Here is a 25,992-nt window from a genome sequence, read left to right as displayed (position 1 = left end):
AATTGTTTTGTACTTATAATTCCATACTGGACTTTTACGTCTTTTCCGTCAATCGCAGTTGTAGCGCGTGTGCACCAACACCCGGGTAAACGCCGGCGCTGCCCGCGCCCCTTCCCGCGCACCGCGAATCCAGCGCACCGCCGCCGCCAGTTCGCCGACGACATCATGGGACACCACGTAGTCCATCACCCCGGATTCGAGCATCGCCCGCGTATGCCCGGTCAACTCGTGGCCGACGAATACCGGGCGCTGCTCGGCAGGAATCGTGCCGATGGCCTGGGCCACGCCACGGTTGGCGCCGGCCACGTTGTAGATTGCCGCCGGGTAGTCGTGCTTGGAGAAATAGCGCAGCAACTGCTCGGCGGTGGTCTGCGGGCTGTCGTCGGACATCATTCGCTCGTCGATTTTCAAGTGCGGGAACTCCGCGCGCAGCACCCGTCGAAAGCCCATCTCCCGCTCCTGCTGGCAGCGAAACGCCATGCTCGTGACCAGCAGGATCTTGGCCCTCTGCCGCGCCAGGCGATTGCCGATCAACAGCCCGGCGACGCTACCGGCCGCGTATTGATCATTGCCCACATAGGCACTGCGCCCCGAGTTGGGCAGGTCGGTGGTCAGGCAGACCACGGGGATCGCCTGGCGACACAAGGCGCGGATGGCACGATTGATCGCCGGGTGTTCGCGGCACACCACAATCACACCGTCGGCCGTGGCGCCGTCGGCCTGCACCTGGTCGGCCAATGCCGCAGGATCGACCTGATTGCTCGGCACGTAGCTGCCGTGCACCACCACGCCGGGGGTCGAACTGTTGATCTCCTCCTGCGCACTGGCCAGCGTGGCGTTGAAGGTTTCCCCCGACTCACAGAACAGTTTGATATGCAGGGTGGCCGTGCCGTTGGCCAGGTCCTGCTTGAGCTTGTCCAACGCCGCCAGCACCTTGAGCCGGGTATGTTCGCGCACCCCGGCGCGGTTATTGAGTACGCGGTCCACGGTAGCGACGCCGACCCTGGCAACCCTGGCGATCTGCTCCACGGTAGGGCCCTTCCAGAGTTGCGTGGAGCTTTGCTGAGGCATGGCGGCGCATCCTGAATGATGTAAATGCCCTCCGTTATAAACCGCAAACCTCTATTTACGCAGTTTTTTAAGCGTCCTTATTTGATGGTTTTCACATCAGATTTTGCCCTTGCTCAGCCTTGAACACGGCGTGGTCGCTGCGAATAATCGCCTCACAACAACCACAACACTCCGTCAGGAATCGCGCTATGAAACTGGGATTTGTCACCGACACCCTGGGCAACCTGCCCTTGGGCGATGTGCTCAAGCACGCCGAACGCATGGGCCTGTCCGGCCTGGAAGTGAACACCGGCGGCTGGTCCACCGCGCCACACTTGAACCTCAAGCAAATGCTCGACAGCAACGCCGCCCGCCGCGATTTCACCCGCAGTTTCGAGCAGCACAACCTGGAAATCATCGCGCTGAACGCCAACGGCAACCCGCTGCACCCGACCCAGCCGGAGCAGGCGCAGTGCCTCAAGGACACGATTCGCCTGGCCGGTGAGTTGGGGATCAAGACCGTGTGCACCATGTCCGGCCTGCCCGAAGGCCAGGCCGGCGACCGCATGCCCAATTGGGTCGTAGCCTCGTGGCCGCCAGAGACGCAAACCATCCTGCGCTACCAATGGGAAGAGCGCCTGCTGCCGTTCTGGAGCGAGATCGCCGACCTGGCCAAGGCCCACGGCGTGGAGCGCATCGCCCTCGAATTGCACGGCAGCCAGTGCGTGTTCAACGTGCGCTCGCTGCTCAAGCTGCGCAACGCCATCGGCCCGGTGATCGGCGCCAACCTCGACCCGTCGCACCTGTTCTGGATGGGTGCCGACCCACTGGCCGCCGCCGATGCCCTGGGCGATGCGCTGTACCACGTGCACGCCAAGGACACCCTGCTCAACACACCGGTGCAGGCGGTGGATTCGCTGCTGGAAAACGGCTCGCTGATGGACGTGTCGGCACGCAGTTGGTCCTACATCACCCTCGGTTTCGGCCATGGCGAGCAGTGGTGGCGACAGTTCTGCTACCGCCTGAAAATGGCCGGCTACGACGGCTGGCTGTCCATCGAACACGAGGATGTGCTGCTCAACAGCCTCGAAGGCCTGGAGAAATCCGTGGCGCTGCTGCAAGGGCTGATGCCGGTGGCGGCCAGCGATTTCAAGCCTCAGGCGATCTGAGCCCCCTCACTGCCGTTTGGCGATGAAGTCAGCCTTTTTCTTCAGTACCGCCTGGTTGCTGTATGAGGAGTTCTCGCCGGGGCTCAACAGCACCGTGTGAAAACCTGGCCAGTGTGGGAGCTGGCTTGCCTGCGAAAGCGGTGGTTCAGCCAACACTTCTACCAACAGTGCCGCCGCCTTCGCAGCCTCGCTAAAGCTCGACAGCTCCCACAGAGGATTGGCGTTATTTGGGAGACCTGCAGCCGGACGCGCTCTACCGAACGACACCGCTCAAATGTGGGAGCTGGCTTGCCTGCGAAAGCGGTGGTTCAGCCAACACTTCTACCAACAGTGCCGCCGCCTTCGCAGCCTCGCTAAAGCTCGACAGCTCCCACAGAGGATTGGCGTTGTTTGGGAGATCTGCAGCCGGACGCGTTCTGCCGAACGACACCGCTCAAATGTGGGAGCTGGCTTGCCTGCGAAAGCGGTGGTTCAGCCAACACTTCTACCAACAGTGCCGCCGCCTTCGCAGCCTCGCTAAAGCTCGACAGCTCCCACAGAGGATTGGCGTTGTTTGGGAGATCTGCAGCCGGACGCGTTCTACCGAACGACACCGCTCAAATGTGGGAGCTGGCTTGCCTGCGAAAGCGGTGGTTCAGCCAACACTTCTACCAACAGTGCCGCCGCCTTCGCAGCCTCGCTAAAGCTCGACAGCTCCCACAGAGGATTGGCGTTGTTTGGGAGACCTGCAGCCGGACGCGTTCTGCCGAACGACACCGCTCAAATGTGGGAGCTGGCTTGCCTGCGAAAGCGGTGGTTCAGCCAACACTTCTACCAACAGTCCCGCCGCCTTCGCAGCCTCGCTAAAGCTCGACAGCTCCCACAGAGGATTGGCGTTGTTTAGGAGACCTGCAGCCGGACGCGTTCTGCCGAACGACACCGCTCAAATGTGGGAGCTGGCTTGCCTGCGAAAGCGGTGGTTCAGCCAACACCTCTACCAACAGTGCCGCCGCCTTCGCAGCCTCGCTAAAGCTCGACAGCTCCCACAGAGGATTGGCGTTGTTTGGGAGACCTGCAGCCGGACGCGTTCTGCCGAACGACACCGCTCAGATGTGGGAGCTGGCTTGCCTGCGAAAGCGGTGGTTCAGGCAACTTCTCTACCAACAGTGCCGCCGCCTTCGCAGCCTCGCTAAAGCTCGACAGCTCCCACAGAGGATTGGCGTTGTTTGGGAGATCTGCAGCCGGACGCGTTCTACCGAACGACACCGCTCAAATGTGGGAGCTGGCTTGCCTGCGAAAGCGGTGGTTCAGCCAACACTTCTACCAACAGTGCCGCCGCCTTCGCAGCCTCGCTAAAGCTCGACAGCTCCCACAGAGGATTGGCGTTGTTTGGGAGATCTGCAGCCGGACGCGTTCTACCGAACGACACCGCTCAAATGTGGGAGCTGGCTTGCCTGCGAAAGCGGTGGTTCAGCCAACACTTCTACCAACAGTGCCGCCGCCTTCGCAGCCTCGCTAAAGCTCGACAGCTCCCACAGAGGATTGGCGTTGTTTGGGAGATCTGCAGCCGGACGCGTTCTACCGAACGACACCGCTCAAATGTGGGAGCTGGCTTGCCTGCGAAAGCGGTGGTTCAGCCAACACTTCTACCAACAGTGCCGCCGCCTTCGCAGCCTCGCTAAAGCTCGACAGCTCCCACAGAGGGTCGCCGGGCCTTGGTCGTCTAAATCAGACACCGGCACCCCGCGGATGCCCCAGTTTTCGTTACCAGCCTGGCTATACACACCGGGCGTGCGGGCAAACACGTCGACCAGGCTGTGATCGGCCTTGTCGCGCAGTTGCTGCTCGGTCACCACCACTACGCTGGACTGGGTCTGCTCCAGGCTGCGATTGATCTTTTCGCCGCTGACTTGACCTGCTGAAAAAAAATCCCACCCAGGCATTGTTAACATCTTAACCATAAGATTAACATGTTAACCAACCCAGCCAACTCAGGAGATCCGCATGCCCCGCGCCGCCAGCGAAATCGCCACAGGCACCTTGTTCGGCGTTGCCTTGAACTACACCGGTCTGCTGCAAAGCCGACTGGCCGAATTCAACCAACCGCCCTACCAGCAGCCACCGCAAAAACCGGTCCTGTTCATCAAGACCCCCAACACCCGCACCACCGACGGCCAAGCCGTGACCGCCCCCGCCGGCGAGCGCCTGCAACCCGGCCCGGCGCTGGGCGTGGTGATCGGCAAGACCGCCAGCCGCGTCGCCGAGCAGGACGCGCTGGCCCACGTCGCTGGCTACCTGATCGTCAACGAATTCAGCCTGCCCGAAGACAGCTACTACCGCCCCGCCGTCAAAGCCAAGTGCCGCGATGGCTTCTGTGCACTCAGCAGCGAGGTGATCCCCACCCGCGATGTTCCGCACGCCCACAACCTGATACTCAAGCTGCTGGTCAACGGCGAAGTGCGCCAGGAAAACACCACCGCCAATTTCGTGCGCAGCATTCCCCGGCTGATTGCCGAACTCAGCGAATTCATGACCCTGCACGAAGGCGACGTGCTGATCACCGGCACCCCGCAAGGCCGCGTCGATGTAGTGCCCGGCGATGACGTCGTGGTGGAAATCAGCGGCCTCGGTCGCCTGCGCAACTCAATCGTGGCCGAGTGAGGAATCACCGATGAAACACGCACGCATCCGTTATCAGAACCAGATCCACACCGTCACCGTAGAAGCCGACAACGCCGTGCGCCTCGCCGATGGCCGCCTGCTCGCCGAACATCAGGTGCAATGGCTGCCGCCGGCCGAGGGCAGCATGTTCGCCCTGGGCCTGAACTACGCCGACCATGCCGCCGAACTGGCCTTCAACGCGCCCACCGAACCGCTGGCATTCATCAAGTCGCCGGGCACTTACACCGGCCACAACCAAGTGACCTGGCGCCCCGACAACGTCAAGTACATGCACTACGAGTGCGAGTTGGTGGCGGTGATCGGCAAGCCGGCACGCAACGTCAAGCGGGCGGACGCGCTGGACTATTTGGCCGGCTACACGGTGTGCAACGACTATGCGATCCGCGACTACCTGGAAAACTACTACCGCCCCAACCTGCGCGTGAAGAACCGCGACTGCACCACCCCGGTCGGCCCGTGGATCGTCGACGCCGCCGACGTGCCCGATCCATCGCGACTGACCCTGCGCACCTGGATCAATGGCGAGTTGAAGCAGCAAGGCAGCACTGCCGACATGATCTTCGACATCCCCTACCTGATCGAATACTTCTCCAGCTTCATGACCCTGCAACCCGGCGACATGATCGCCACCGGCACGCCCGAAGGCCTGGCCGATGTGGTGCCGGGGGATGAAGTGGTGGTGGAAGTCGAAGGCGTTGGCCGCCTGGTCAACCGCATCGTCAGCGAATCCGAATTCTTTGCCGCGCGCGGCTGAACACAACAACAGAGAGCACAGCATGATCAAGCACTGGATCAACGGCCGCGAAGTCGAGAGCCGCGACACCTTCACCAACTACAACCCGGCCACCGGCGAAGCCCTGGGTGAAGTCGCCAGCGGCGGTGCCGAGGAGGTCAACCTGGCCGTCGCGGCGGCCAGGCAGGCCTTCCCCAAGTGGGCCAACACCCCGGCCAAGGAGCGCGCGCGGCTGATGCGCAAGCTCGGCGAGTTGATCGAGCAGAACGTGCCGAACCTGGCCGAACTGGAAACCCTCGACACCGGCCTGCCGATCCACCAGACCAGGAACGTGCTGATCCCGCGTGCCTCGCATAACTTCGATTTCTTCGCCGAAGTCTGCACGCGCATGGACGGCCACAGCTACCCGGTCGACGATCAGATGCTCAACTACACCCTGCGCCAGCCGGTGGGGGTCTGCGCGCTGGTGTCGCCGTGGAACGTACCGTTCATGACCGCCACCTGGAAGACCGCGCCCGCGCTGGCCCTGGGTAACACGGCGGTGCTGAAGATGAGCGAACTGTCGCCGCTGACCGCCAATGAACTCGGGCGCCTGGCACTGGAAGCCGGCATCCCGCCCGGCGTGCTCAACGTCGTTCAGGGTTACGGCGCAACGGCCGGCGATGCGTTGGTACGCCACCCCGATGTGCGCGCGATTTCCTTCACCGGCGGCACTGCCACCGGGCGGCGGATCATGCAGACCGCAGGCTTGAAAAAGTACTCGATGGAATTGGGCGGCAAGAGCCCGGTGCTGATTTTTGACGATGCCGACCTTGATCGCGCCTTGGACGCAGCGCTGTTCACTATCTTCTCGCTGAACGGTGAACGCTGCACCGCCGGCAGCCGCATCTTTATCCAGGAAACCGTCTACGACAGCTTCGTCGCCGAGTTCGCCGCACGCGCCAAGCGCTTGATCGTCGGCGACCCGCAAGACCCGAAGACCCAGGTCGGCTCGATGATCACCCAGGCCCATTACGACAAGGTCACCGGCTATATCAAGATCGGCATCGAAGAAGGCGCCAACCTGCTGGCCGGCGGCCTGGAACGCCCGGCCAATCTGCCGGCGCACTTGTCCAAGGGCCAGTTCATCCAGCCCACCGTGTTTGCCGACGTGGACAACCGCATGCGCATCGCCCAGGAAGAAATCTTCGGCCCTGTGGTGTGCCTGATCAAGTTCAAGGACGAGGCCGAAGCCCTGCGCCTGGCCAACGACACCGAGTACGGCCTGGCCTCCTACATCTGGACCCAGGACATCGGCAAGGCCCATCGCCTGGCCTACGGCATCGAAGCCGGCATGGTGTTCATCAACAGCCAGAACGTGCGCGATTTGCGCCAGCCGTTCGGCGGCGTCAAGGGTTCGGGCACCGGGCGTGAAGGCGGCGAGTACAGCTTCGAGGTGTTTACCGAAGCCAAGAACATCTGCATCTCCATGGGCAGCCATCACATTCCGCGCTGGGGGGTGTGAGGATCGACTCGCTATCGTGAGCCTGCCGGGTTTATAAAACGGCAAGGGTCACCGGCTACCTTCGCGCAGACCAATCACAAGAATCCGGGCCCTCGAGGGCCCCGCCAGGAGAACCGTCATGGGCAAGCTTGCTCTAGCCGCCAAGATCACTCACGTGCCGTCGATGTACCTGTCGGAACTGCCCGGCCCACGCCAGGGCTTTCGCCAGGCCGCCATCGACGGGCATCGCGAAATCGGCCGACGCTGCCGGGAACTGGGAGTCGATACGCTGGTGGTGTTCGACACCCACTGGCTGGTCAACGCCAACTACCACATCAATTGCGGGCCGCATTTCAAGGGCCTGTACACCAGCAACGAACTGCCGCACTTCATCAGCAACATGGAGTACGAGTTCCCCGGCAACCCGGAGCTGGGCAAAATCCTCGCCGATGAATGCAACCGCCTTGGCGTGGAAACCATGGCCCACCACGCCACCACCCTGGCACCGGAATACGGCACGCTGGTGCCGATGCGGTACATGAACGCCGACCAGCATTTCAAGGTGATCTCGGTGTCGGCGCTGTGCACCTCGCACTACCTCAACGACAGCGCTCGCCTCGGCTGGGCCATGCGCAAGGCGGTGCAAGAGCACTACGACGGTACCGTGGCGTTCCTTGCCAGCGGTTCACTGTCACACCGTTTTGCCCAGAACGGCCAGGCCCCGGAATTCGCCACCCGGATCTGGAGCCCGTTCCTCGAAACCCTCGACCAGCGTGTGGTGCAGATGTGGCAGGACGCCGAGTGGCCGGAGTTCTGCGGCATGCTTCCGGAGTACGCGGCCAAGGGGCACGGCGAAGGTTTCATGCATGACACCGCGATGCTGTTGGGGGCCATGGGCTGGTCGAACTACGACGCCAAAGTCGAAGTGCTGACGCCCTACTTCGCCGCCTCCGGTACCGGCCAGATCAACGCGATTTTCCCGGTGACGCCACAGGACGGCTCGGCCACGCCGCCGGCCAGCGCGTCCAACCCCACTGCCGTGGCCTCCACCAGCCGCCTCTGACAGAGAGACCTGACATGCCCCACTTAGTCCTGCTCTACACCGCCGACCTGGAGCCCTGCGCCGACATCCCGGGCCTGTGCCGGGCACTTGCCGACACCATGCTCGAGCAACACGACGCAAGCGGCAAAGCGGTCTTCCCCAAGGGCGGCACCCGCGTGCTGGCCTACCCCGCCGCCCACAGCGCCGTGGCCGACGGCAACGGCGACTACGGCTTTCTCTACGCCAACCTGCGCATGGGCGCCGGGCGCAGCGCAGCGGTGCACCAACAGGTCGGCGACCAATTGCTGGCGGTGTTGAACGCACACCTGGGCCACCTGCTGCTGCAGCGACCGATCGGCATCACCCTGCAGATCGACGAAAGCCCGGGCCAGGTCTACGACGGCAAACACAGCAGCCTGCACCCGCTGTTCAACCGCTGAATCCTTTTTTGCAGAGAGACCCGTCATGCTCGATTCAACCTTGATCCAACTGGCGGCCGAGCGCCTCGACACGGCCGAACGCACGCGCCAGCAAGTCGCGCAGTTTTCCCTCAGCTACCCCGACATCACCCTCGACGACGCCTACGCCATCCAACGCGCATGGGTAGCACGCAAGATCAGGGACGGGCGCAAGCTGGTCGGCCACAAGATCGGCCTGACCTCCCGCGCCATGCAGGTCTCGTCGAACATCACCGAACCCGACTTCGGCGCCCTGCTCGACGACATGCTCTTCGACGAAGGCACCGACATCCCTTTCGAACGCTTTATCGTGCCGCGGGTGGAAGTCGAACTGGCGTTCATCCTCGGCAAACCCCTCAAGGGCCCGAACGTCACGGTATTCGAAGTACTCGACGCCACCGAATGGGTGATCCCGGCGCTGGAAATCATCGACGCGCGCATCCAGCAGGTCGATCCGCAGACCGGCGCCACCCGCAAGGTGTTCGACACCATTTCCGATAACGCCGCCAACGCCGGCGTGGTGATGGGCGGCCGCCCGGTACGCCCCACCGACGTGGACCTGCGGCGAATTCCGGCGGTGCTGTACCGCAACGGCGTGATCGAGGAATCCGGGGTCAGCGCCGCCGTGCTCAATCACCCGGCCAAGGGCGTGGCATGGCTGGCCAACAAGCTCGCGGCCTACGACGTGAGCCTGGAACCGGGGCAGATCATCCTCGGCGGCTCGTTCACGCGGCCGGTGACGGCCAGTCCGGGCGACACCTTCCATGTCGACTACGACCAACTGGGCAGCATTGCCTGCCGCTTTGTCTGAGGGTGCAGTGATGCTGAAAAACACGTTCAAGGCCCGCCTCAAGGCGGGTGAGCCGCAGATCGGCCTGTGGCTGGGCCTGGCGGATGCGTATTGCGCGGAACTGGCCGCCAACGCCGGGTTCGACTGGCTGCTGATCGACGGCGAACACGCGCCCAACGACCTGCGCAGCCTGCTCGGCCAGTTGCAGGCAATTGCGCCCTACCCGTCGCAGCCGATCATCCGCCCGGTACAGGGCGACACGGCGTTGATCAAACAAGTGCTGGATATTGGTGTGCAGACCCTGCTGGTGCCAATGGTCGAAAGCGCCGCCCAGGCGCGCGAGCTGGTGCGCGCCATCACCTACCCGCCCCATGGTATTCGTGGCGTCGGCAGCGCGTTGGCGCGGGCGTCGCGCTGGAACAGCGTGCCGGATTATCTGGACAAGGCCGACGCAGAAATGTGCCTGCTGGTGCAGATCGAAAACACCGAGGGCCTGGCCAACCTCGATGCCATCGCCGCGGTCGACGGCGTAGACGGCGTGTTCATCGGCCCAGCGGACTTGTCGGCAGCCATGGGCCATCGGGGCAACCCTGGCCACCCGGACGTACAAGCGGCGATCGAAGAGGCGATTGCGCGGGTGTGCAAAGCAGGCAAGGCGGTTGGCATTCTGAGTGCCGATGAAAAACTGGCGCGCCGCTACCTGGAATTGGGCGCTACTTTTGTCGCCGTCGGCGTGGATACCACCGTATTGATGCGCGGGCTGCAAACCCTAGCGGGTCGCTTCAAGCAGATTGCCCCCCCTGGACCCGCAGCAGGTGGGGTGTACTGATCCCAGAACACAGGGATCGGCGGTGTCCTCGGTTCCCGAGCCTGGCACATATCCAAGTGTGGGAGCTGGCTTGCCTGTGATAGTGGTGGGTCAGCCAGCATTTGTATTGATTGACACGCCGCCTTCGCGGGCAAGCCCGCTCCCACAGGGGGTCGGCGGTGTCCTCGGTTGCCGAGTTGGGCGCACATCCAAGTGTGGGAGCTGGCTTGCCTGCGATAGTGGTGGGTCAGCCAGCATTTGTGTCGACTGACACGCCGCCTTCGCGGGCAAGCCCGCTCCCACAGGGGATCGGTGGTGTCCTCGTTTGCTGAGCCTGGTGCACATCCAAGTGTGGGAGCTGGCTTGCCTGCGATAGCGGTGGGTCAGCCAGCATTTGTGTCGGCTGACACGCCGCCTTCGCGGGCAAGCCCGCTCCCACAGGGGATTGGCGGTGTCCTCGGTTGCTGAGTTGGGTGCACATCCAAGTGTGGGAGCTGGCTTGCCTGCGATAGTGGTGGGTCAATCAGCATTTGTGTCGACTGACACGCCGCCTTCGCGGGCAAGCCCGCTCCCACAGGGGATCGGTGGTGACTTCGTTTGCCGAGTTGGGCGCACATCCAAGTGTGGGAGCTGGCTTGCCTGCGATAGCGGTGGGTCAGTCAACATTTGTATTGACTGACACGCCGCCTTCGCGGGCAAGCCCGCTCCCACAGGGGATTGGCGGTGTCCTCGGTTGCCGAGTTGGGCGCACATCCAAGTGTGGGACCTGGCTTGCCTGTGATAGCGGTGGGTCAGTCAGCATTTGTGTCGACTAACAGGCCGCCTTCGCCAGTTGCGGATGCGGCAACACCATCGAATACACGCCCTGGTGATACAGCAGCGGCGCCCGGCCAAAGTCGTCGAAGCGCACGACCTTGCCGATCATGATCCAGTGGTCCCCGCCGTCCACCTGCTGGTACTTCTCACAATGAAAGTGCGCGGCACAGTCGGCGAACACCGGCGCCCCTCCTTCACCGCGTTCATGGTCAACCCCGGCAAACCGGTCTTCCCGGGGCCGCGCAAAATTGTTCGACAGGTCGATCTGGTTGGCCGCCAGGATGTTCACCGCAAAATGGCTCGCCTGCTCGAACACCGCGTGGCTGCTGGAACGTTTGTCGATGCTCCACAACACCAGCGGCGGGTCCAGCGATACCGAGTTGAAACTGTTGGCCGTGACCCCGACCTGCTGGCCGTTCTCAGTCGCGGCGGTGACCACCGTGACACCCGTGGCAAAGTTGCCCAGGGCACGGCGAAAGGCGCGTGAATCGAATTCAATAGACATGCAAGACTCCTCGCGCCGCAGCCGGGCTGCAGCGCTGATTATTAGGGTTGAAAGCCGGCTCAGACCATCGTGGGATCGGGCTCAAGCCCCATCAGCTCGCGCCCGAGAATCTGCGCGCACACGTCGTAGTCGGTGTAGGCATGCGCCCCGGTCATATGGGCGTCGCGCCACAACCGTTGCAGCTCGTTGCTCTCCATCCACGCCCCGCCGCCGGCGGCTTCAAACAAGCGGTCCACGGCCTGGATGCACATCTTCACGGCGTACGCCTGGTTGGTGCGCCAGAACGCCAGGGTTTGTTTCGACGGGTACACATGGCGGGCGCCATGCTCGGCGTGTTCCTGCCAGGTTTTTTCCAGGAATGCGCGGGCGGCGGCGACCTGGTGGGTCGACTCGGCCAGGCGCATCAGCGCCGGGGTGGCCGCGCCGACCTGGGCGCCGGTGTAGGCGCGCACGCGGTGGCGCGTCTTGTCGCGAAAGGCTTCGAGCATCCGCTCGGCAACGCCAAGGCTCACCGTCGAGAAACCACTGGCGAAATACGGCCGATAGGGTGTGAAGTAAATCTCGCTGTCGGGGTACAAGCCAAACCCGGCGGATTTGCCTTCCATCATGTCCTTGGCTTTCTGGATGCGGTAGTTGGGCACAAACACCTTATCGACGCTCAAGGTCTTGGTGCCGCTGCCGCGCATGCCCACGGCAAACCAGTCGTCGAGGATCTGATAATCACTGCGCGGCAACACCGCAAAGCAATAATCCTGGCCGCCCTCAGGGTTGTGTCGGCGACAGCCCAGGATCGCCCACTCGGCGTGATCACTGCCGCTGCTCCAGCCCATCTGCCCACTGAAGAGCACACCACCGTCGACCTCCTCGACCTGGCCGAACGGCGCAATACTGCTGCTGGCCGTCGCATCGGGGTTCTCCCGCCAGAGCTCGTCCTGCAACTGCTTGGAAAACATCGCCAGTTGATGACTATGGGTGCACAGCAGACTCATCGCCCACGCCGTGCTCGCACACGCGCCGGCCAACAGCGCAATGCAGTCGCAGAACGCCGGCAATGACATTTCCAGGCCACCGTAGGCCTTGGGTTGAAACGCACGGTGCAGGCCAAGGCTTTTAAGCAAGGCGATATTGGCCGCTGGCACTTTCCGTTCGGTTTCGGCCTGGGCGGCATTCGCGGCAATGCTCGGCAGGATCGCCTTGAGGTCTTCCAGCAGGGAGTTGGAGGGTTGCATCGGGACACCTGTTTTTATTGGAGTTGGTGGCCAGTATTGCGAGCGCGGGCGTGGGGCGAAATGGACGTTTCGCGGGGACTGTTGCACTTTTCATAGGCCCGCTACGCCAGCATCGGCGTCACTTCAGATTTTTGACACTGGCAAACGTCGACTCCCCTCGCGCCTGCTCCAACACATTCATCGGTGCCGGTGCGGGGCGCAGTTGAATCATCGGTTTCAACACCTGCGAGCGCTCACCGTCGGTGACCGAGCGCTCATCACTGGGCGGCACGCCAAAGTACTCGCGGTAGCATTTGGAGAAGTGCGGGGTGGACACAAAGCCACAGAGCACCGCCAACTCGACAATGGAAATGGGCGTCTGCTTGAGCAACTGCCGCGCACGGATCAGCCGCAGCCGCAGGTAATAGCGCGACGGCGAACAATGCAGGTACTTCTGGAACATCCGCTCAAGCTGGCGACGCGACAGCGCGACGTAAACGGCCAGTTCATCGAGGTTGATCGGCTCTTCGAGGTTGGCTTCCATCAGCGCGACAATTTCCTGCAACTTCGGTTGCTGGGTGCCGAGCATGTGCTTGAGTGGCACGCGCTGGTGGTCCTGCTCGTTGCGGATGCGTTCGTACACGAACATGTCCGAAATCGCCGCCGACAACTCATGCCCGTGATCGCGGCCGATCAGGTGCAACATCATGTCCAGGGGGGCCGTCCCCCCCGAGCTGGTGAGACGCTCACGGTCGAGGGTGAACAGGCTGGAACTGACGCTCACCCGTGGAAACGCTTCCTGCATGGCCGCCAACCATTCCCAGTGCACGCTGCATTCGTGCCCATCGAGCAAGCCCGCCCGCGCCAGCACCCAACTGCCGGTGCAAATGCCGCCCAGGCGCTTGGAATAGCGTGCCTGGCCGCGCAGCCATTTGAGCAGTTCGCCGGTCACGGTGCCCTGGATACCAATGCCGCCGCACACGATCACGCTGTCGGCGGACGGCACGCTGACAATCGAGCCGTCCGGGGTGACGGGCACGCCGTCGCTGGCCCAGACCGGGTGGCCGTCGAGGCTCGCGGTGTGCCAGCGGTACAGCTCCTGGCCCGCCAATTGGTTGGCCATGCGCAACGGTTCCAGGGCGGACGCCAGCGAGATCAGCGTGAACTGGTCCAGCAGCAAGAACACAATGCTGTTGACCGCCCGGGTGGTCATGGTTGGGTGGCTGCGGCTACGGGCAATTGCGCGGGTCCGGGATGTCGTGCGGTGATCAGGCCGATGAATGAAATCAACAACGCCAGGCCGAGGGTCGACGACACCTCGAAGCGGTGCTCCGGCGTCACCAGCATCACCGTCAACGCGCCGCAAATGAACGCAATCACCAGCCATGTCAGCCAGGGAAACAGCCACATCTTGAACGTCAGCGGCACGTTACGCCGCTGCAGGATCTTGCGCATACGCAGTTGCGAAATCGCGATCACCAAGTACACCAGCAAGGCAATGGCGCCCGAACTCGCCAGCAAAAACTGGAACAGCCCGGCCGGCATGAAATAACTGAGCAGCGTCACCCCCGCGCCCAGCACAGTACTGGCCAGCACCGCGGCCCGGGGCACGCTGGCCGCCGAGGTCTTTTTCATCAGCGCGGGAGCATCGCCGCGCTTGCCCAGGGAAAACAGCATGCGCGACGCAATGTAGATCGATGAGTTCATGCAACTGGCCACGGCGATCAGTACCACCACATCCACCAGCAGCTTGGCGTGGGGAATGTTCATCAGTTCCAGTGCGCGCTGGTAGGAGCCGACCGATGCCAGCAACGGGTCATCCCAGGGCACCACGGAGATCACCACAAAAATCGATAGCACATAGAACACACCGATACGCCACATCACCGAACGGGTCGCGCGGGCGATGTTCTGCGCCGGGTTGCTGGACTCCGCGGCCGCGATGGTCACCGCTTCGGTGCCGATGAAGCTGAACATGATGGTAATGAACGCGCCGACCACCGCCGACAGTCCATTCGGCGCGAACCCACCGTGTTCCTCCATCAAGCGGCCGAGCCCGCTGGCCTCGCGCTCGGGGATCCAGCCCATCAGCACGGCAAACCCCAGGCCAATAAAGCCGATGATCGCCACCACCTTGGCCATGGCGAACCAGAACTCGAATTCGCCGTACTTGGAGACGCTGAACAGATTGGTGGCCACCAACAAAAAGATCGACAGCAAGGCAAAGAGCCAAGCGTCGATCTGCGGGAACCATTGGTTGAGGATATGCCCGGCGGCCAGGGCTTCGATGGGGATCACCAGCACCCAGAACCACCAGTACAGCCAGCCGATGGTGAAACCGGCCCAGCGCCCGATGGCCTGGTCCGCATAGGTCGAGAACGAACCGGTGTCCGGGTTGGCCACCGCCATCTCGCCAAGCATGCGCATGACCAGCACCACCAGCAACCCGGAAAACAGATAGGCCAGCATCACGGCCGGGCCCGCCGCTGCAATCGCGTGCCCGGAGCCGACAAACAGCCCTGCGCCGATAATCCCTGCGATAGACAACATGGTGACATGGCGCGGCTTGAAGCCTTGCGCCAATTGACCGTTCAAATCCTTGGAACTCAGGCTATTCATCGTTGTTTTTATTCTCGGTGATCGACGTTGAGGCGTACTGACTGATCAGTCAGGCGATCATCATCTCTTAATGATGAGTCACCTTACGCGGGCCGGCTTGCGCGAAAATAGCCTGAGGGCGGCACGAATGTGCCTGATATCGACATTCGTGCTTGACGCTGGCCTCAAAAATCCACGCTGGCCGACAGCTGCAACGTGCGCGGATAACCCGGCGAGAACGCGCCGTACGACGCCACTCCCGACCAGTATTCACGATCAAACACGTTCTGCACCGTGGCGCGGAAGGTGGTAGGCCGCCCTTCGATCTTGGTCGCGTAGCGCGCGCCCATGTCGATGCGCGTCCACGCATCCAACTGCTGGGTATTGGCCTGGTCGACGTACTGGCGGTCGGTGTAGATCGCGCCGCCGGTAAGGGTGAAACCTTCCAGCCCCGGCGTGTCCCACTCGGCCCAGAGGTTGGCCTGGATGTCCGGCACGCCCACGGGTTTGTTGCCACGGTTGGCGGCGGTGGCGGATTTGGTCAGCTCGCCATCGAGGAAGGTCACACCGCCCATCAGGCGCGTGCCGGGCGCCACTTCGCCATACAGGCTCAGCTCGACACCACGGTTGCGCTGCTCGGCCTGTACCGAAAACACATTGCCGGCACCGACTTCGCCGCTGGGCTTTTCAATCTGGAACAACGCCACGCTGGTCATGAAGCTGCCGTGTTCATACTTCACGCCCAATTCGTGTTGCTTGGACTCGTAGGGCGCAAAGGTCTCGCCGGCATTGCTCGCCGTACCGGGTGCGGCATCGCCTTTGCTCAGGCCTTCGACATAGTTGTAGTAGAGCGACACGTCATCCCAGGGCTTGACCACCACGCCGAGCAGCGGCGTATTGGCACTGGCGTCATACCGCGCACTGACCCCGCCGGTGCTGTTGTAGTTGCGCGATTCGATGGCTTGGTGCCGCATGCCCAGGGTCAGTTGGAGGCGGTCTTCGAACAGGCCCAGGGTGTCGGTCAACGCCACGCCGGACAGCTCGGTTTCGGAAATGCGCAGCACCTTCGGCGTGTTGATGTACTGCTGGGGCGTGTCCACCGGGTGATAGATGTTGGAGTAAATGTCCTTGCCGTTGGTGATGCCCCGCGACAGCTCATCCCTATAACGGCTCGCCATCAGTGTGGTGGTATGCGTCACCGGGCCGGTGGCAAAGAGGCTGCGCAGGCCGATGTCGGCCGTCGAACGGTCGACGTTGAATTTGTAGTAGCCCGGCGTGTTTTTGGTGTCACCGGCGTCATTGAGGATGCGCGGCACCTGGTCGGACAGGCGCTTCACATCCGAACGCCCGCCACCGGCGTGGGCGAACACCGTCAGGTTGTCGTTCAGGTCATATTCGCCGCCGAGCAGCAACGATTGCTCCTTGGTGTCCGACCAGCCCCACTTCTGCGGCAGGCTGGTGCGGCCATTCGGCGCGGAAGGCACCTGCACGCCCGGTTGAATGGTGAACGGACGCGAGGCGCCCTCCCAGCTTTCCTTCTGGCTCAGGTAGTCGAGGTTCAGGCGCAGGCGCTCGCCGCGATAATCCAAGGCAATCGCACCGATGCCAACGTCGCGATGCTGGTTGTCCACGGCCGTGTCGCCGCCTTGCAGGCTGCCGTTGAAGCGCACGCCAAACTGGTTTTCAGCGCCGAAACGGCGGCTCAGGTCGAGGTGGCCGCCAACCTGGCTGTCCGACGCATAGCTGCCGGTAAAGCGCGTCAGGTCCTCGTCCAGCGGACGTTTGGGCACGATATTGATCACCCCGCCGACGCCGCTGTTGGGCGAGATGCCGTACACCAGCGCCCCCGGCCCCTTGAGCACTTCGATGCGCTCGGCGTACTCGGTAAATGCGCGGTAGTTGGGCGCTACGCCGTAGACGCCGTCATAGGCCAGCTCGCCGAGGTTGCCCTCGCCAATCGCGAAACCACGGATGAAAAACGAGTCGACGATGCCGCCGTTCTGCCCGGTGGAACGCACCGAAGGGTCGCGCTCCAGTGCGTCGGCGACGGTCACGGTTTGCAGGTCGGCAAGGGTCTTGGCGGTGTAGCTGGTGACGCTGAACGGGGCGTCCATCACGTCCTTGTTACCCAGCATGCCCAGGCGCGCGCCCCGCGCCACCTGGCCGCCGGCGAGCACCTCGGGCAAGGCGCTGGGGCCGTTGTACACGGCGTTGACGTTCGTCGCGTCAAGGGTCAGGCTCTGCGCGCTGTCGTCGCTCGGCTCGGCGGTGGCGGCCCAGGCGTTGCTGCTGGCGGCGGCCAACAACAGGGCGGTACGAATGGCGAATGTTAACCGGCTGGCAACGGGCATGACGGTGGGGTCCTTGCATCGAGAGAAGATGAGAATTACTCCTGATGCCAGCCAACCGACGAAAAAGTATCAGCACCCCGCACATTTTTTTGCACACCGAGATTGATCCATGCCACCGACCCGCATCCTGATTTCCCTGCTGTTCGCCATCCAGCTCGTGTCGATGGGCGCGATGGAAATGAGCGGCCCGTTCTGGCCGGTGCACTTGCGCGGGCTGACCGACTCCGATGCGTTGTTCAGCTTCGCCAGCATCGCCGTGTACGTCGGTCCGATGCTCGGCATCCTGCTGACCAGCGCGTTCTGGGGGCGCGTCGGTGATCGTCATGGCCACAAGCTGATGATGATCCGCGCCCTGATCGGCCTGACCCTGACCCAACTGGCGCTGGCCTTGATCAGCGACATCTGGGCGATCCTGCTGTTGCGCTTTGTGCAGGGCGCGTGCGCCGGGTATATCGCCCCGGCCCAGGCGTATGGCGTAAGTATCGAGGCGCCGGCCCGGCGCGCGCGGTTGTTTGCGCTGTTGCAGATTTCCACCAACGTCGGCTCGCTGCTCGGTGCGGTGGTCGGCGGCTTGATCCTCGATCACGCGACGTTTTTCTGGATCAACCTCAGCGCCTCGGCACTCTGCGCGGTGTGCACGCTGGTTGCGGCGCTGAGCCTGCCGGACGTGCCGCCGCAGAAGAAACCCGTGAACGCGTCGAGCGCCGTGGTATGGCGCAGTTCGGCGCTGCTGCCGCTGCTGGTGGTGATGGGCATTCTGCTGCTGGCGCGAATGCTGCCGCAGACCTCGTTCGCGCTGTATGTGAGCAGCACATTCAACGTCAGCAACGCCTGGGTCGGCCTGTGCTACGGCCTGCTGGCATTGGGTTTCATCCTGTGCGCAACGACATGGGCGCGGCATTTCGAAGGGCGTGACCCAGGCGATTCCCTGCGGCGCATCGCCTGGGTGGTACTCGCGTGCATTGCGCTCACCGGCATCGCCGGCATCACCCGCAACCCGCTGGTGTTCGCCCTCGGTTACCTGGTGTGGGGCGTGTTGCTCGGGGCGACCACGCCGGTGCTGATGGCGTTGATTTCAAAGAGCGCCGACAGCTCAAGCCAGGGCTACGTGCTGGGGATCGCCCAGGGCACTGCGCAATTCGCCTCGATTGCCGGTATCGCCATCGGTGGCCTGCTCAGCCAGGTGTATGGCCTGGCGTATACCTACCTGTTCGTCTGCGCGGCGTATGGGCTGGCACTGCTTGCGATTCTCGCGTTGCGTTCACGCCGGGTTGTCCCTTAGCATTGGGAATACTTCTCAATTGCACGGATGTGCGCCATGAGCGAAATCCTCGACGCCGATCACAACCACCACCTGCGCGCAATCGAGGCGCTGTACAGCGGGCATCACGGCTGGCTGTACGCCACGCTCAAACGCAAACTCGGCAACGCCATGGATGCGGCCGACCTGGCCCAGGACACCTTCACCCGGATCCTCGCCTCCCAGGTCACGGTGATCGACCAGCCACGTGCCTACCTGACCTGCGTGGCCAGGGGCATCCTGGTCAATTGGTATCAGCGCAAGGCGTTGGAACGGGCTTATCTGGAAGCCCTCGCCAGCGCGCCGCTACAGCAAGCACCGTCGGCGGAAACCCACTTCATGGTGCTGGAAACCCTGCACGAAATCGACGCGATGCTCGACGCGCTGCCGCCACTGGTCAAACGCGCGTTCCTGCTGTCGCAGCTCAGCGGCCTCAAGTACGACGCGATTGCCGAGCAACTGGGCGTGTCGCTGATCACCGTCAAACGCTACATGAAACAGGCGTTTGTGCAGTGCCTGATGCTGGTGGAATAAGCCCATGCTCAGCCTGCGCAAACAGCCACCGCTCGCCGCCGATGTCCTCGAAGAGGCCGCCGAATGGCTGATGCGCCTGAGCGAAAACGACCTCAGCGCCAGCGAACGCGCCGAGTGGGAACGCTGGAAAACCAGCAGCCCCGAACGTGATCGCGCCTGGGCCCGGGCGCAGTTGCTGCAAAGCAAGCTCGGCGGGCTGCCGCCGGCCCTGGCGATGTCGGCGCTGGATCGTCCAAGCCACCCGGAACGCCGCGCCGTCCTGGGCAAGCTGGCCTTGCTGCTGGCGGTGATGCCGGTCGGCTGGGGCAGTTGGAAACTTGCGCAATCCCAGCAATGGACCGCCGACTACCGCACCCACGTCGGCGAACGCCGTGAACTGGTGCTGGCCGATGGCTCGCGTATCACGCTCAACACCGATACGGCCATCGATGTGCGTTTTGACAGCCAGCAGCGTCTGGTGCACTTGCGCGAAGGTGAGATGCTGGTGCAGACGGCCGCGGATACCTCGCGCCCATTCCTGGTCAGCACCCGCCAGGGCCGCATGCAGGCCCTGGGTACGCGCTTCACCGTGCGCGAACTGAGCCCGCTCACCCACCTGGCGGTGCTCGAAGGCGCGGTCAAGGTGATGCTGGCCGAGAACAACCAGAGCACACCGCTGATCGTCAACGCCGGGCAGCGCATGAACTTTTCTGCGCAGACCTTTGGTGGGGTGGCGGCTACCGACCGTAACGTGGGGGCCTGGACCCAGGGCATGTTGATGGCTGACAGGATGCGCCTGGCGGATTTCGTTGCCGAACTGGCGCGTTATCGGCGTGGTTTTGTGCGTTGTGATCCCGCGATTGCTGATTTGCGTATCTCTGGGGCGTTTCCCATCAGTGATACACAGCGCACGTTGAACATGCTGGTGCAGACATATCCGGTGGTTGTCAGTGGGCATTTGAGTGGGTATTGGCTCACGTTGTCGGCGGCTTAGGGCGTGTCAGCCAACTCATTCATCGGCTGATCCAGCGCATTCGCGAGCAAGCCCGCTCCCACAGTTTTGACCCCGTTCAACCCGCCCGAATGGATACGTACACCAAAAATAAACCCCTGCCACCCTGATACTTTTCCCAATCTCAACTGGCAAACACATCAACCCCCACTCCAACCCACAGGCCCCCCATCCATGCTCGTGATCCGCAGCGCACTGCTCAGCCTGGCCCTCACCAGCGCCGCCATGGCCGCGCAGTTGGATGGGGTGACAATGCGTGCCTACCAGATCACCCCCGGCCCCCTCGGCGCCACGCTGTCGAACTTCGCCGTGGACGCCGGCATCGCGCTGTCGTTCCTGCCGGCGCTCACCGACGGCCTGACCAGCCCCGGCCTGTCCGGCACCTATTCGACCGAGGAGGCCGTTACCCGCCTGCTCGCCGGCAGCGGCCTGGAAATGGTCTTGCGCGCAGACGGCAGCTACACCCTGGCACTACGCCGGGTCACCCTGTCGGAAACCACCGTCAGCGGCACGGCACAACGCAGCGACAGCCTGCCGCCAGCCTATTCCGGCGGCCAGGTCGCGGTCGGCGGGCGCCTGGGCATGCTCGGCAACCGCGACGTGATGGACGCGCCCTTCAGCGTCAGCACCTACACCGCGTCGCTGATCAAGGACCAGCAGGCCACCACCGTCGGCGATCTGCTGGAACGCGACTCTTCGGTGCGCTCCACCGGGCAGACCGGCGGCATTGTCGATTCGTTTTTCATCCGCGGCTTCCCGGTGGGCGAAGGCAACCTCGGCGAACTGGCCTTCGACGGCGTCTACGGCGTGGCCTCCAACTATCGCGTGTTTACCGAGTACGCCGAGCGCATCGAAGTGGTCAAGGGCCCCGGCGCCCTGCTCTACGGCATGTCGCCCAACAGTGCGGTGGGCGGCGTGATCAATGTGGTGCCCAAGCGCTCCCTCGACGAAGACCTGACCCGCTACACCGCCAGCTACACACAGGATGCCCACATCGGCAACCGCATCGACATCAGCCGCCGCTTCGGTGACGAGCGCCGCTTCGGCCTGCGCCTGAACGGCGGCGTGCAGCAGGGCAACACGGTGATCGACGCGCAATCACGCGACGTCGGCATCGGTGCGCTATCCCTGGATTACCAGGGCGAGCGCCTGCGCGGCAGCCTGGACCTGATCTCCCAGGAAGAAGAGTTCGACGCCGCTTCCCGACCGTTCCTGATCACCCCCGGCGTGAACATTCCCAACGCGGCCAACGGCCGCACCAATGTCAGCCAGGACTGGGGCTGGTCACGCACCCGCGACAAATCCGCGTTGCTCAGCGGCGAATATGACCTCAGCGATGCCCTCACTCTGTTCGCCCACGCCGGCGGCGGCAAATCCGCCGTGGCGCGTATGTCCGACCAGACGCCGAAGATCATCAACGCCGCCGGCGACACCGATTCCACACCCGGTTACTACCGCTTCGAAGTCCAGCGCTACACCGTGGACGCCGGTGCCCGCGTACGCTTCGACACCGGGCCGGTCAGCCACACCAGCGTGGTGCAGGCCAGCCGTTATCGCGACGAGCTGTCACGCGGGATCATTTCCGGCGCCTCGGTGCTGTCGAATATCTATCACCCCACCGAGCGCCCCAAGCCGTCGATCCCCAAGCCGGACGCGCCGAAAGTCTCGGCCACCGAGCTGACCGGCGTGGCCATCGCCGACACCTTGTCGGTATTGGACCAGCACGTGCAGGTCACCGTCGGCCTGCGCCAACAGCGCATCCAATCGAACAACTACAACACCGTGGGCGCAGTCACCAGCGCCTACGACGATGGCAAGACCACGCCGCTGTTCGGCGCAGTGCTCAAGCCGTGGGAGCACGTGGCGTTCTACTACAACTACCTCGAAGGCCTGAGCAAGGGCGATGTGGCGCCGTCCAACGCGGCGAACGCCGGTGAGATCTTTGCGCCTTACGTGTCCACGCAGCATGAGGTCGGGGTCAAGCTCGACTACGGCACCTTCATGTCGACCCTGGCGCTGTTCCAGATCGACAAACCCAGCGGCGAACTGGCCGACGGGCGCTTTTCGGTGCAGGGCGAACAGCGCAACCGTGGCCTGGAATTGAGCGTGTTTGGCGAAGTCGCCCAGGGCACGCGCCTGCTCGGTGGCGTGACCTTGATGGACGCGCAATTGACCCGCAGCGGCATCGCCGCCAACCGTGGCAATACCCCGGTCGGCGTGCCCGAGATGCAGGCCAACCTGTGGGCCGAATGGGACACGCCGACAGTCGAGGGGCTGACGTTGACCGGCGGCGCGATCTACACCGCCAGCCAGTACGTCGATCAGGCCAACACCCAGCGCCTCGATCCCTGGACCCGCATCGATGTCGGCGCACGCTACAGCACGCGCATCGCCGAGCGACCGACCACATTCCGCGCCACGCTGCAGAACCTGTTCGACCGCCAGTACTGGTCCGGCGTGGCCTCCTACGGCGCGTTCTCCCAGGCCTCGCCACGCACCCTCCTCCTCTCGGCCACGGTCGATTTCTGATACCAGCAAGGGCTTACATGATGCTTTCGATTGTGCGATGCGGCCACGTCCTGGCGGCGCTGTTGTTCACCGGGTTGCTGGGCATGCCGGCGTTTGCCACCCCCACCACGGTCACCGATCTGCTCGGCCGCCAGGTCAAGGTCAACCTGCCGGTGCAGCGGGTGATTCTCGGCGAAGGCCGCCAGCTGTACCTGGTGGCCGCACTGGACACGCAAAACCCCATCGAACGCATCGTCGGCTGGCGCAAGGACCTGATCCAGTCCGACCCGGACACCTACAACGCCTACCTGCGCAAATTCCCCGCCATCGCCAAGATCCCCACCTTCGGCGGCTTTGAAGACGGCACCTTCGACATCGAACAAGCCATCTCCCAGCGCCCCGACGTGATCATCCTCAACATCGAGGCACAGCACGCCACCGAAGATGCGCGCTACATCGAGAAACTCGACGCCCTGGGCATCCCGGTGGTGTACGTGGACTTTCGCAACCAGCCCATGACCAACACCGAGCCGACCATGCGCCTGTTTGGCCAGTTGTTCGGCAAAGAGCAGCAGGCCGAAGCGTTTATCGCGTTTCGCAACAAGCAGATCCGCCGTGTCACCGACGTGATAGCCGCGCAGCAGCCCACGCGCCCTGCGGTATTTATCGAGCGTATCGGTGGCTACACCGAGGATTGCTGCCTGAGTTTCGGCAATGAAAACTTCGGCCTGTTCGTCGAGCTGGCCGGCGGCAACAACATCGCCAAAGGCATTATTCCCAGCACCTTCGGCCAGTTGAACCCCGAGCAGGTGATCGTCGCCAACCCGGCCCAGGTGGTCGTCACCAGCGCCAACTGGGAGGCGTTCGCGCCGGGTGGGCACTGGGTCGGCGTCGGCCCCGCAGCCGACATGGCCGAGGCCCGGCGCAAACTGGCGTGGTACACCGGCCGCCCGGCCTATGCCGGGATCAAGGCCCAGGAGCAGCAAGCGTTCCACGCGATCTGGCACCAGTTCTACAACAGCCCGTACCAGTTCGTGGCGATCCAGCAGTTGGCCAAGTGGTTTCACCCGACGCTGTTTGCCGACCTCGATCCCGAGGCCGCCTTTCGCGAGTTGCACGAGCGCTTCCTGCCGGTGCCCTACGAGCCGGGCTACTTCGTGAGCCTCAAACCATGAGCGCCTACCGCCAGCTGGTGCTGCGCAAACGCCTGATCCTCTGCGCCCTGGCCGTGCTGTTGTTGGGCAGTGTGTTGCTCGACCTGGCTCTGGGGCCGGCGCGCTACAGCCTCAGTGAAGTGCTCGGCGCACTGTTTGCCCCGGACACCGCCGCGCCGCAAGTGCGCGTGGTGATGTGGGACATCCGCCTGCCCGTCGCGCTGATGGCCGTTGCCGTGGGCGCCGCGCTGTCCCTGGCCGGCGCGCAGATGCAGACCATCCTCAACAACCCGCTGGCCAGCCCGTTCACCCTGGGCCTGTCCGCCGCCGCCAGTTTCGGCGCCGCCATGGGCCTGGCGTTTGGTGTGGCGCTGTTCCCGCTGGCGGCGCAGTACATGGTGCCGCTCAATGCCTTCATCATGGCCATGCTCTGCGCGCTGCTGATCCACTTCCTCAGCCTGCGCCGTGGCGTGAGCGCCGAAACCATCGTGCTGCTGGGCATTGCGCTGGTGTTCACGTTCAATGCGCTGCTGGCGCTGGTGCAGTTTTTTGCCACCGAACAAGCGGTGGCCGCCGTGGTGTTCTGGACCATGGGCAGCCTGACCAAGGCCACCTGGCCCAAGTTGGGGGTGATCTGCCTGGTGATCCTGATCACCCTGCCGATTTTCGCCAAGCGCGCCTGGGCCCTCACCGCGTTGCGCCTGGGCGACGACAAGGCCGCCAGCTTCGGCATCAACGTGCGCAGCCTGCGCTTGCAGACGCTGATCATGGTCAGCCTGCTCGCCGCGTTCCCGGTGGCGTTTGTCGGCACCATTGGCTTTATCGGGCTGGTCGGTCCGCACATCGCGCGCATGCTGATCGGCGAAGACCAGCGCTTCTTCCTGCCCGCCTCGCTGCTGACCGGCGCACTGATCCTGTCGGCCAGCTCGGTGGTGAGCAAGACCCTGATCCCCGGCGCGATTTTCCCGATTGGCGTGGTCACCTCATTGATCGGCGTGCCGTTCTTTATCTCCCTGATCCTCGGCGGGAAGAAAAACTCATGGTAAGTATTCAGCTGGACGACTTGGGCGCCTGCTACGGACCACGCACCATCATCAGCGGCGTCAGTACCGCACGCTTTGTCGGCGGCCAGGTGGTCGCCGTGGTCGGCCCCAACGCTGCCGGTAAATCCACCCTGTTCAAGCGCATCGCCGGGCTGCTCGACGGGCCGGGTGAGGTGATCCTGCAAGGTTCGACAAAGGGTGTGCAGGGCATCAGCTACATGCCCCAGGGCCTCAATGCCAGCGCCCGGTTGACGGTGTACGAATCGGTGCTGCTGGCGCGCAAGCAACTCGCGCCGGGCTGGACGGTGCACGATGACGAACTGCGGCTCGTGGATGAGATGCTTGACGCCCTGGGCATCCGCGACCTGGCCTTTCGCAACCTCGGTGAACTCAGCGGCGGCCAACAGCAACTGGTCTCCATCGCCCAGACCCTGGTGCGCGAACCCGAAGTGCTGCTGATGGACGAGCCCACCAGCGCCCTCGACATGCACCGCCAAGTGCAGGTGCTGGGGTTTATGCGCGCCCTCGCCCGCCAGCGCCAGGTGATCGTGTTTATCGCCCTGCACGACCTCAACCAGGCGCTGCGCTTCGCCGACCAGGTGCTGGTGATCGCCGACGGCACGGCCCAGGCCAGCGGGCCGAGTCATGAGGTGATCAATGAAGCCATGCTACGCACGGTCTACAAGGTTCAGGCGCGCATCGAACGCTGTAGCCGGGGGCAGCACCATATCCTGATCGACGACATCGTCTAACTGGCACAATCCTCGCGAATGCTTGCCTGATCCTCTGG

20 protein-coding genes and 2 pseudogenes are annotated in these 25,992 nt (G+C 63.5%); 15 read left to right on the top strand and 7 right to left on the bottom strand.

All coding sequences use genetic code 11. The features are described from left to right. Positions 1-48: 48 nt before the first annotated feature. Positions 49-1,071, bottom strand: a complete 1,023-nt coding sequence (locus AC3ISR_RS10650) for a LacI family DNA-binding transcriptional regulator (protein WP_225595720.1) — start codon at positions 1,069-1,071, stop codon at positions 49-51. 188 nt (positions 1,072-1,259) lie between these two features. Here AC3ISR_RS10650 and AC3ISR_RS10645 point away from each other — a divergent pair, with 188 nt between their 5' ends. After that, complete coding sequence (locus tag AC3ISR_RS10645; protein ID WP_463984877.1) at positions 1,260-2,219, top strand: sugar phosphate isomerase/epimerase family protein; 960 nt, start codon at positions 1,260-1,262, stop codon at positions 2,217-2,219. A 1,670-nt stretch (positions 2,220-3,889) separates the two neighbouring features. Here AC3ISR_RS10645 and AC3ISR_RS10640 read toward each other — a convergent pair. Next, positions 3,890-4,108, bottom strand: a pseudogene (locus tag AC3ISR_RS10640) (TonB-dependent receptor plug domain-containing protein); the annotation flags it as partial. A 94-nt stretch (positions 4,109-4,202) separates the two neighbouring features. On the opposite strand from AC3ISR_RS10640, the gene AC3ISR_RS10635 reads away from it, so the two are divergent. The 7 genes from AC3ISR_RS10635 to hpaI all read left to right on the top strand — a co-directional run bounded on the left by AC3ISR_RS10635 (position 4,203) and on the right by hpaI (position 10,215). Continuing rightward, positions 4,203-4,859: a fumarylacetoacetate hydrolase family protein gene (locus tag AC3ISR_RS10635; protein ID WP_463985056.1), complete on the top strand. Its 657-nt coding sequence runs from the start codon at positions 4,203-4,205 to the stop codon at positions 4,857-4,859. A gap of 10 nt (positions 4,860-4,869) precedes the next feature. Then, positions 4,870-5,634 carry a fumarylacetoacetate hydrolase family protein gene (locus AC3ISR_RS10630; protein WP_192300420.1) on the top strand — a complete coding sequence of 255 codons (765 nt, stop codon included), beginning with the start codon at positions 4,870-4,872 and terminating at the stop codon, positions 5,632-5,634. Positions 5,635-5,656: 22 nt separating this feature from the next. Then, positions 5,657-7,117 carry a 5-carboxymethyl-2-hydroxymuconate semialdehyde dehydrogenase gene (gene hpaE, locus AC3ISR_RS10625; RefSeq protein ID WP_463985055.1) on the top strand — a complete coding sequence of 487 codons (1,461 nt, stop codon included), beginning with the start codon at positions 5,657-5,659 and terminating at the stop codon, positions 7,115-7,117. A 118-nt stretch (positions 7,118-7,235) separates the two neighbouring features. Then, complete coding sequence (gene hpaD / locus AC3ISR_RS10620) at positions 7,236-8,159, top strand: 3,4-dihydroxyphenylacetate 2,3-dioxygenase (protein ID WP_226456017.1); 924 nt, start codon at positions 7,236-7,238, stop codon at positions 8,157-8,159. 14 nt (positions 8,160-8,173) lie between these two features. Further along, positions 8,174-8,578, top strand: coding sequence for a 5-carboxymethyl-2-hydroxymuconate Delta-isomerase (locus AC3ISR_RS10615; protein WP_226456018.1), 405 nt, complete (start codon positions 8,174-8,176; stop codon positions 8,576-8,578). A gap of 25 nt (positions 8,579-8,603) precedes the next feature. Next, entirely contained in the window at positions 8,604-9,407 is an 804-nt protein-coding gene (gene hpaH, locus AC3ISR_RS10610) for a 2-oxo-hept-4-ene-1,7-dioate hydratase (protein WP_192300416.1), read from the top strand. A gap of 10 nt (positions 9,408-9,417) precedes the next feature. After that, entirely contained in the window at positions 9,418-10,215 is a 798-nt protein-coding gene (gene hpaI / locus AC3ISR_RS10605; protein WP_463985057.1) for a 4-hydroxy-2-oxoheptanedioate aldolase, read from the top strand. 802 nt (positions 10,216-11,017) lie between these two features. Here the strand turns inward: hpaI and AC3ISR_RS10600 are convergent. From AC3ISR_RS10600 to AC3ISR_RS10580, 5 genes and pseudogenes are all read right to left on the bottom strand, one after another. Beyond that, positions 11,018-11,515: pseudogene (locus AC3ISR_RS10600) on the bottom strand (flavin reductase family protein); the annotation flags it as partial. Between the two features lie 59 nt (positions 11,516-11,574). After that, positions 11,575-12,744 carry a p-hydroxyphenylacetate 3-hydroxylase oxygenase component gene (locus AC3ISR_RS10595; protein WP_463985054.1) on the bottom strand — a complete coding sequence of 390 codons (1,170 nt, stop codon included), beginning with the start codon at positions 12,742-12,744 and terminating at the stop codon, positions 11,575-11,577. A 118-nt stretch (positions 12,745-12,862) separates the two neighbouring features. Next, positions 12,863-13,936: a choline metabolism transcriptional regulator GbdR gene (gene gbdR / locus AC3ISR_RS10590; protein WP_463985053.1), complete on the bottom strand. Its 1,074-nt coding sequence runs from the start codon at positions 13,934-13,936 to the stop codon at positions 12,863-12,865. Next, positions 13,933-15,342: a GABA permease gene (gabP, locus tag AC3ISR_RS10585; RefSeq protein WP_463985052.1), complete on the bottom strand. Its 1,410-nt coding sequence runs from the start codon at positions 15,340-15,342 to the stop codon at positions 13,933-13,935. The genes gbdR and gabP overlap by 4 nt, the downstream gene beginning before the upstream one ends. 164 nt (positions 15,343-15,506) lie before the next feature. Continuing rightward, entirely contained in the window at positions 15,507-17,672 is a 2,166-nt protein-coding gene (locus tag AC3ISR_RS10580; RefSeq protein WP_463985051.1) for a TonB-dependent receptor, read from the bottom strand. 109 nt (positions 17,673-17,781) lie between these two features. Between AC3ISR_RS10580 and AC3ISR_RS10575 the strand changes: the two genes are divergently transcribed. The 7 genes from AC3ISR_RS10575 (at position 17,782) to AC3ISR_RS10545 (ending at position 25,954) form a co-directional block, all read left to right on the top strand. Beyond that, positions 17,782-18,954: an MFS transporter gene (locus AC3ISR_RS10575; protein WP_463985050.1), complete on the top strand. Its 1,173-nt coding sequence runs from the start codon at positions 17,782-17,784 to the stop codon at positions 18,952-18,954. Between the two features lie 36 nt (positions 18,955-18,990). Beyond that, entirely contained in the window at positions 18,991-19,506 is a 516-nt protein-coding gene (locus tag AC3ISR_RS10570) for a sigma-70 family RNA polymerase sigma factor (protein WP_192300408.1), read from the top strand. 4 nt (positions 19,507-19,510) lie between these two features. Then, positions 19,511-20,479: a FecR domain-containing protein gene (locus tag AC3ISR_RS10565; RefSeq protein ID WP_192300407.1), complete on the top strand. Its 969-nt coding sequence runs from the start codon at positions 19,511-19,513 to the stop codon at positions 20,477-20,479. A 192-nt stretch (positions 20,480-20,671) separates the two neighbouring features. Next, positions 20,672-23,026, top strand: coding sequence for a TonB-dependent siderophore receptor (locus AC3ISR_RS10560; protein WP_463985049.1), 2,355 nt, complete (start codon positions 20,672-20,674; stop codon positions 23,024-23,026). A 20-nt stretch (positions 23,027-23,046) separates the two neighbouring features. Then, the gene (locus tag AC3ISR_RS10555) at positions 23,047-24,180 is read left to right on the top strand and encodes an ABC transporter substrate-binding protein (RefSeq protein ID WP_192300429.1); all 1,134 of its coding nucleotides are present in this window, start codon (positions 23,047-23,049) and stop codon (positions 24,178-24,180) included. Then, positions 24,177-25,205: a FecCD family ABC transporter permease gene (locus AC3ISR_RS10550; RefSeq protein ID WP_226456026.1), complete on the top strand. Its 1,029-nt coding sequence runs from the start codon at positions 24,177-24,179 to the stop codon at positions 25,203-25,205. The genes AC3ISR_RS10555 and AC3ISR_RS10550 overlap by 4 nt, the downstream gene beginning before the upstream one ends. Further along, a complete protein-coding gene (locus tag AC3ISR_RS10545) occupies positions 25,199-25,954 on the top strand; it encodes an ABC transporter ATP-binding protein (RefSeq protein WP_192300404.1) in 756 nt (251 codons plus the stop codon). The genes AC3ISR_RS10550 and AC3ISR_RS10545 overlap by 7 nt, the downstream gene beginning before the upstream one ends. Positions 25,955-25,992: the final 38 nt, after the last annotated feature.

The organism is Pseudomonas sp. GL_117, from assembly GCF_057835125.1.
Note: the sequence above shows the minus strand (reverse complement) of the source record. Positions and strands in the feature narration are given on the sequence as shown.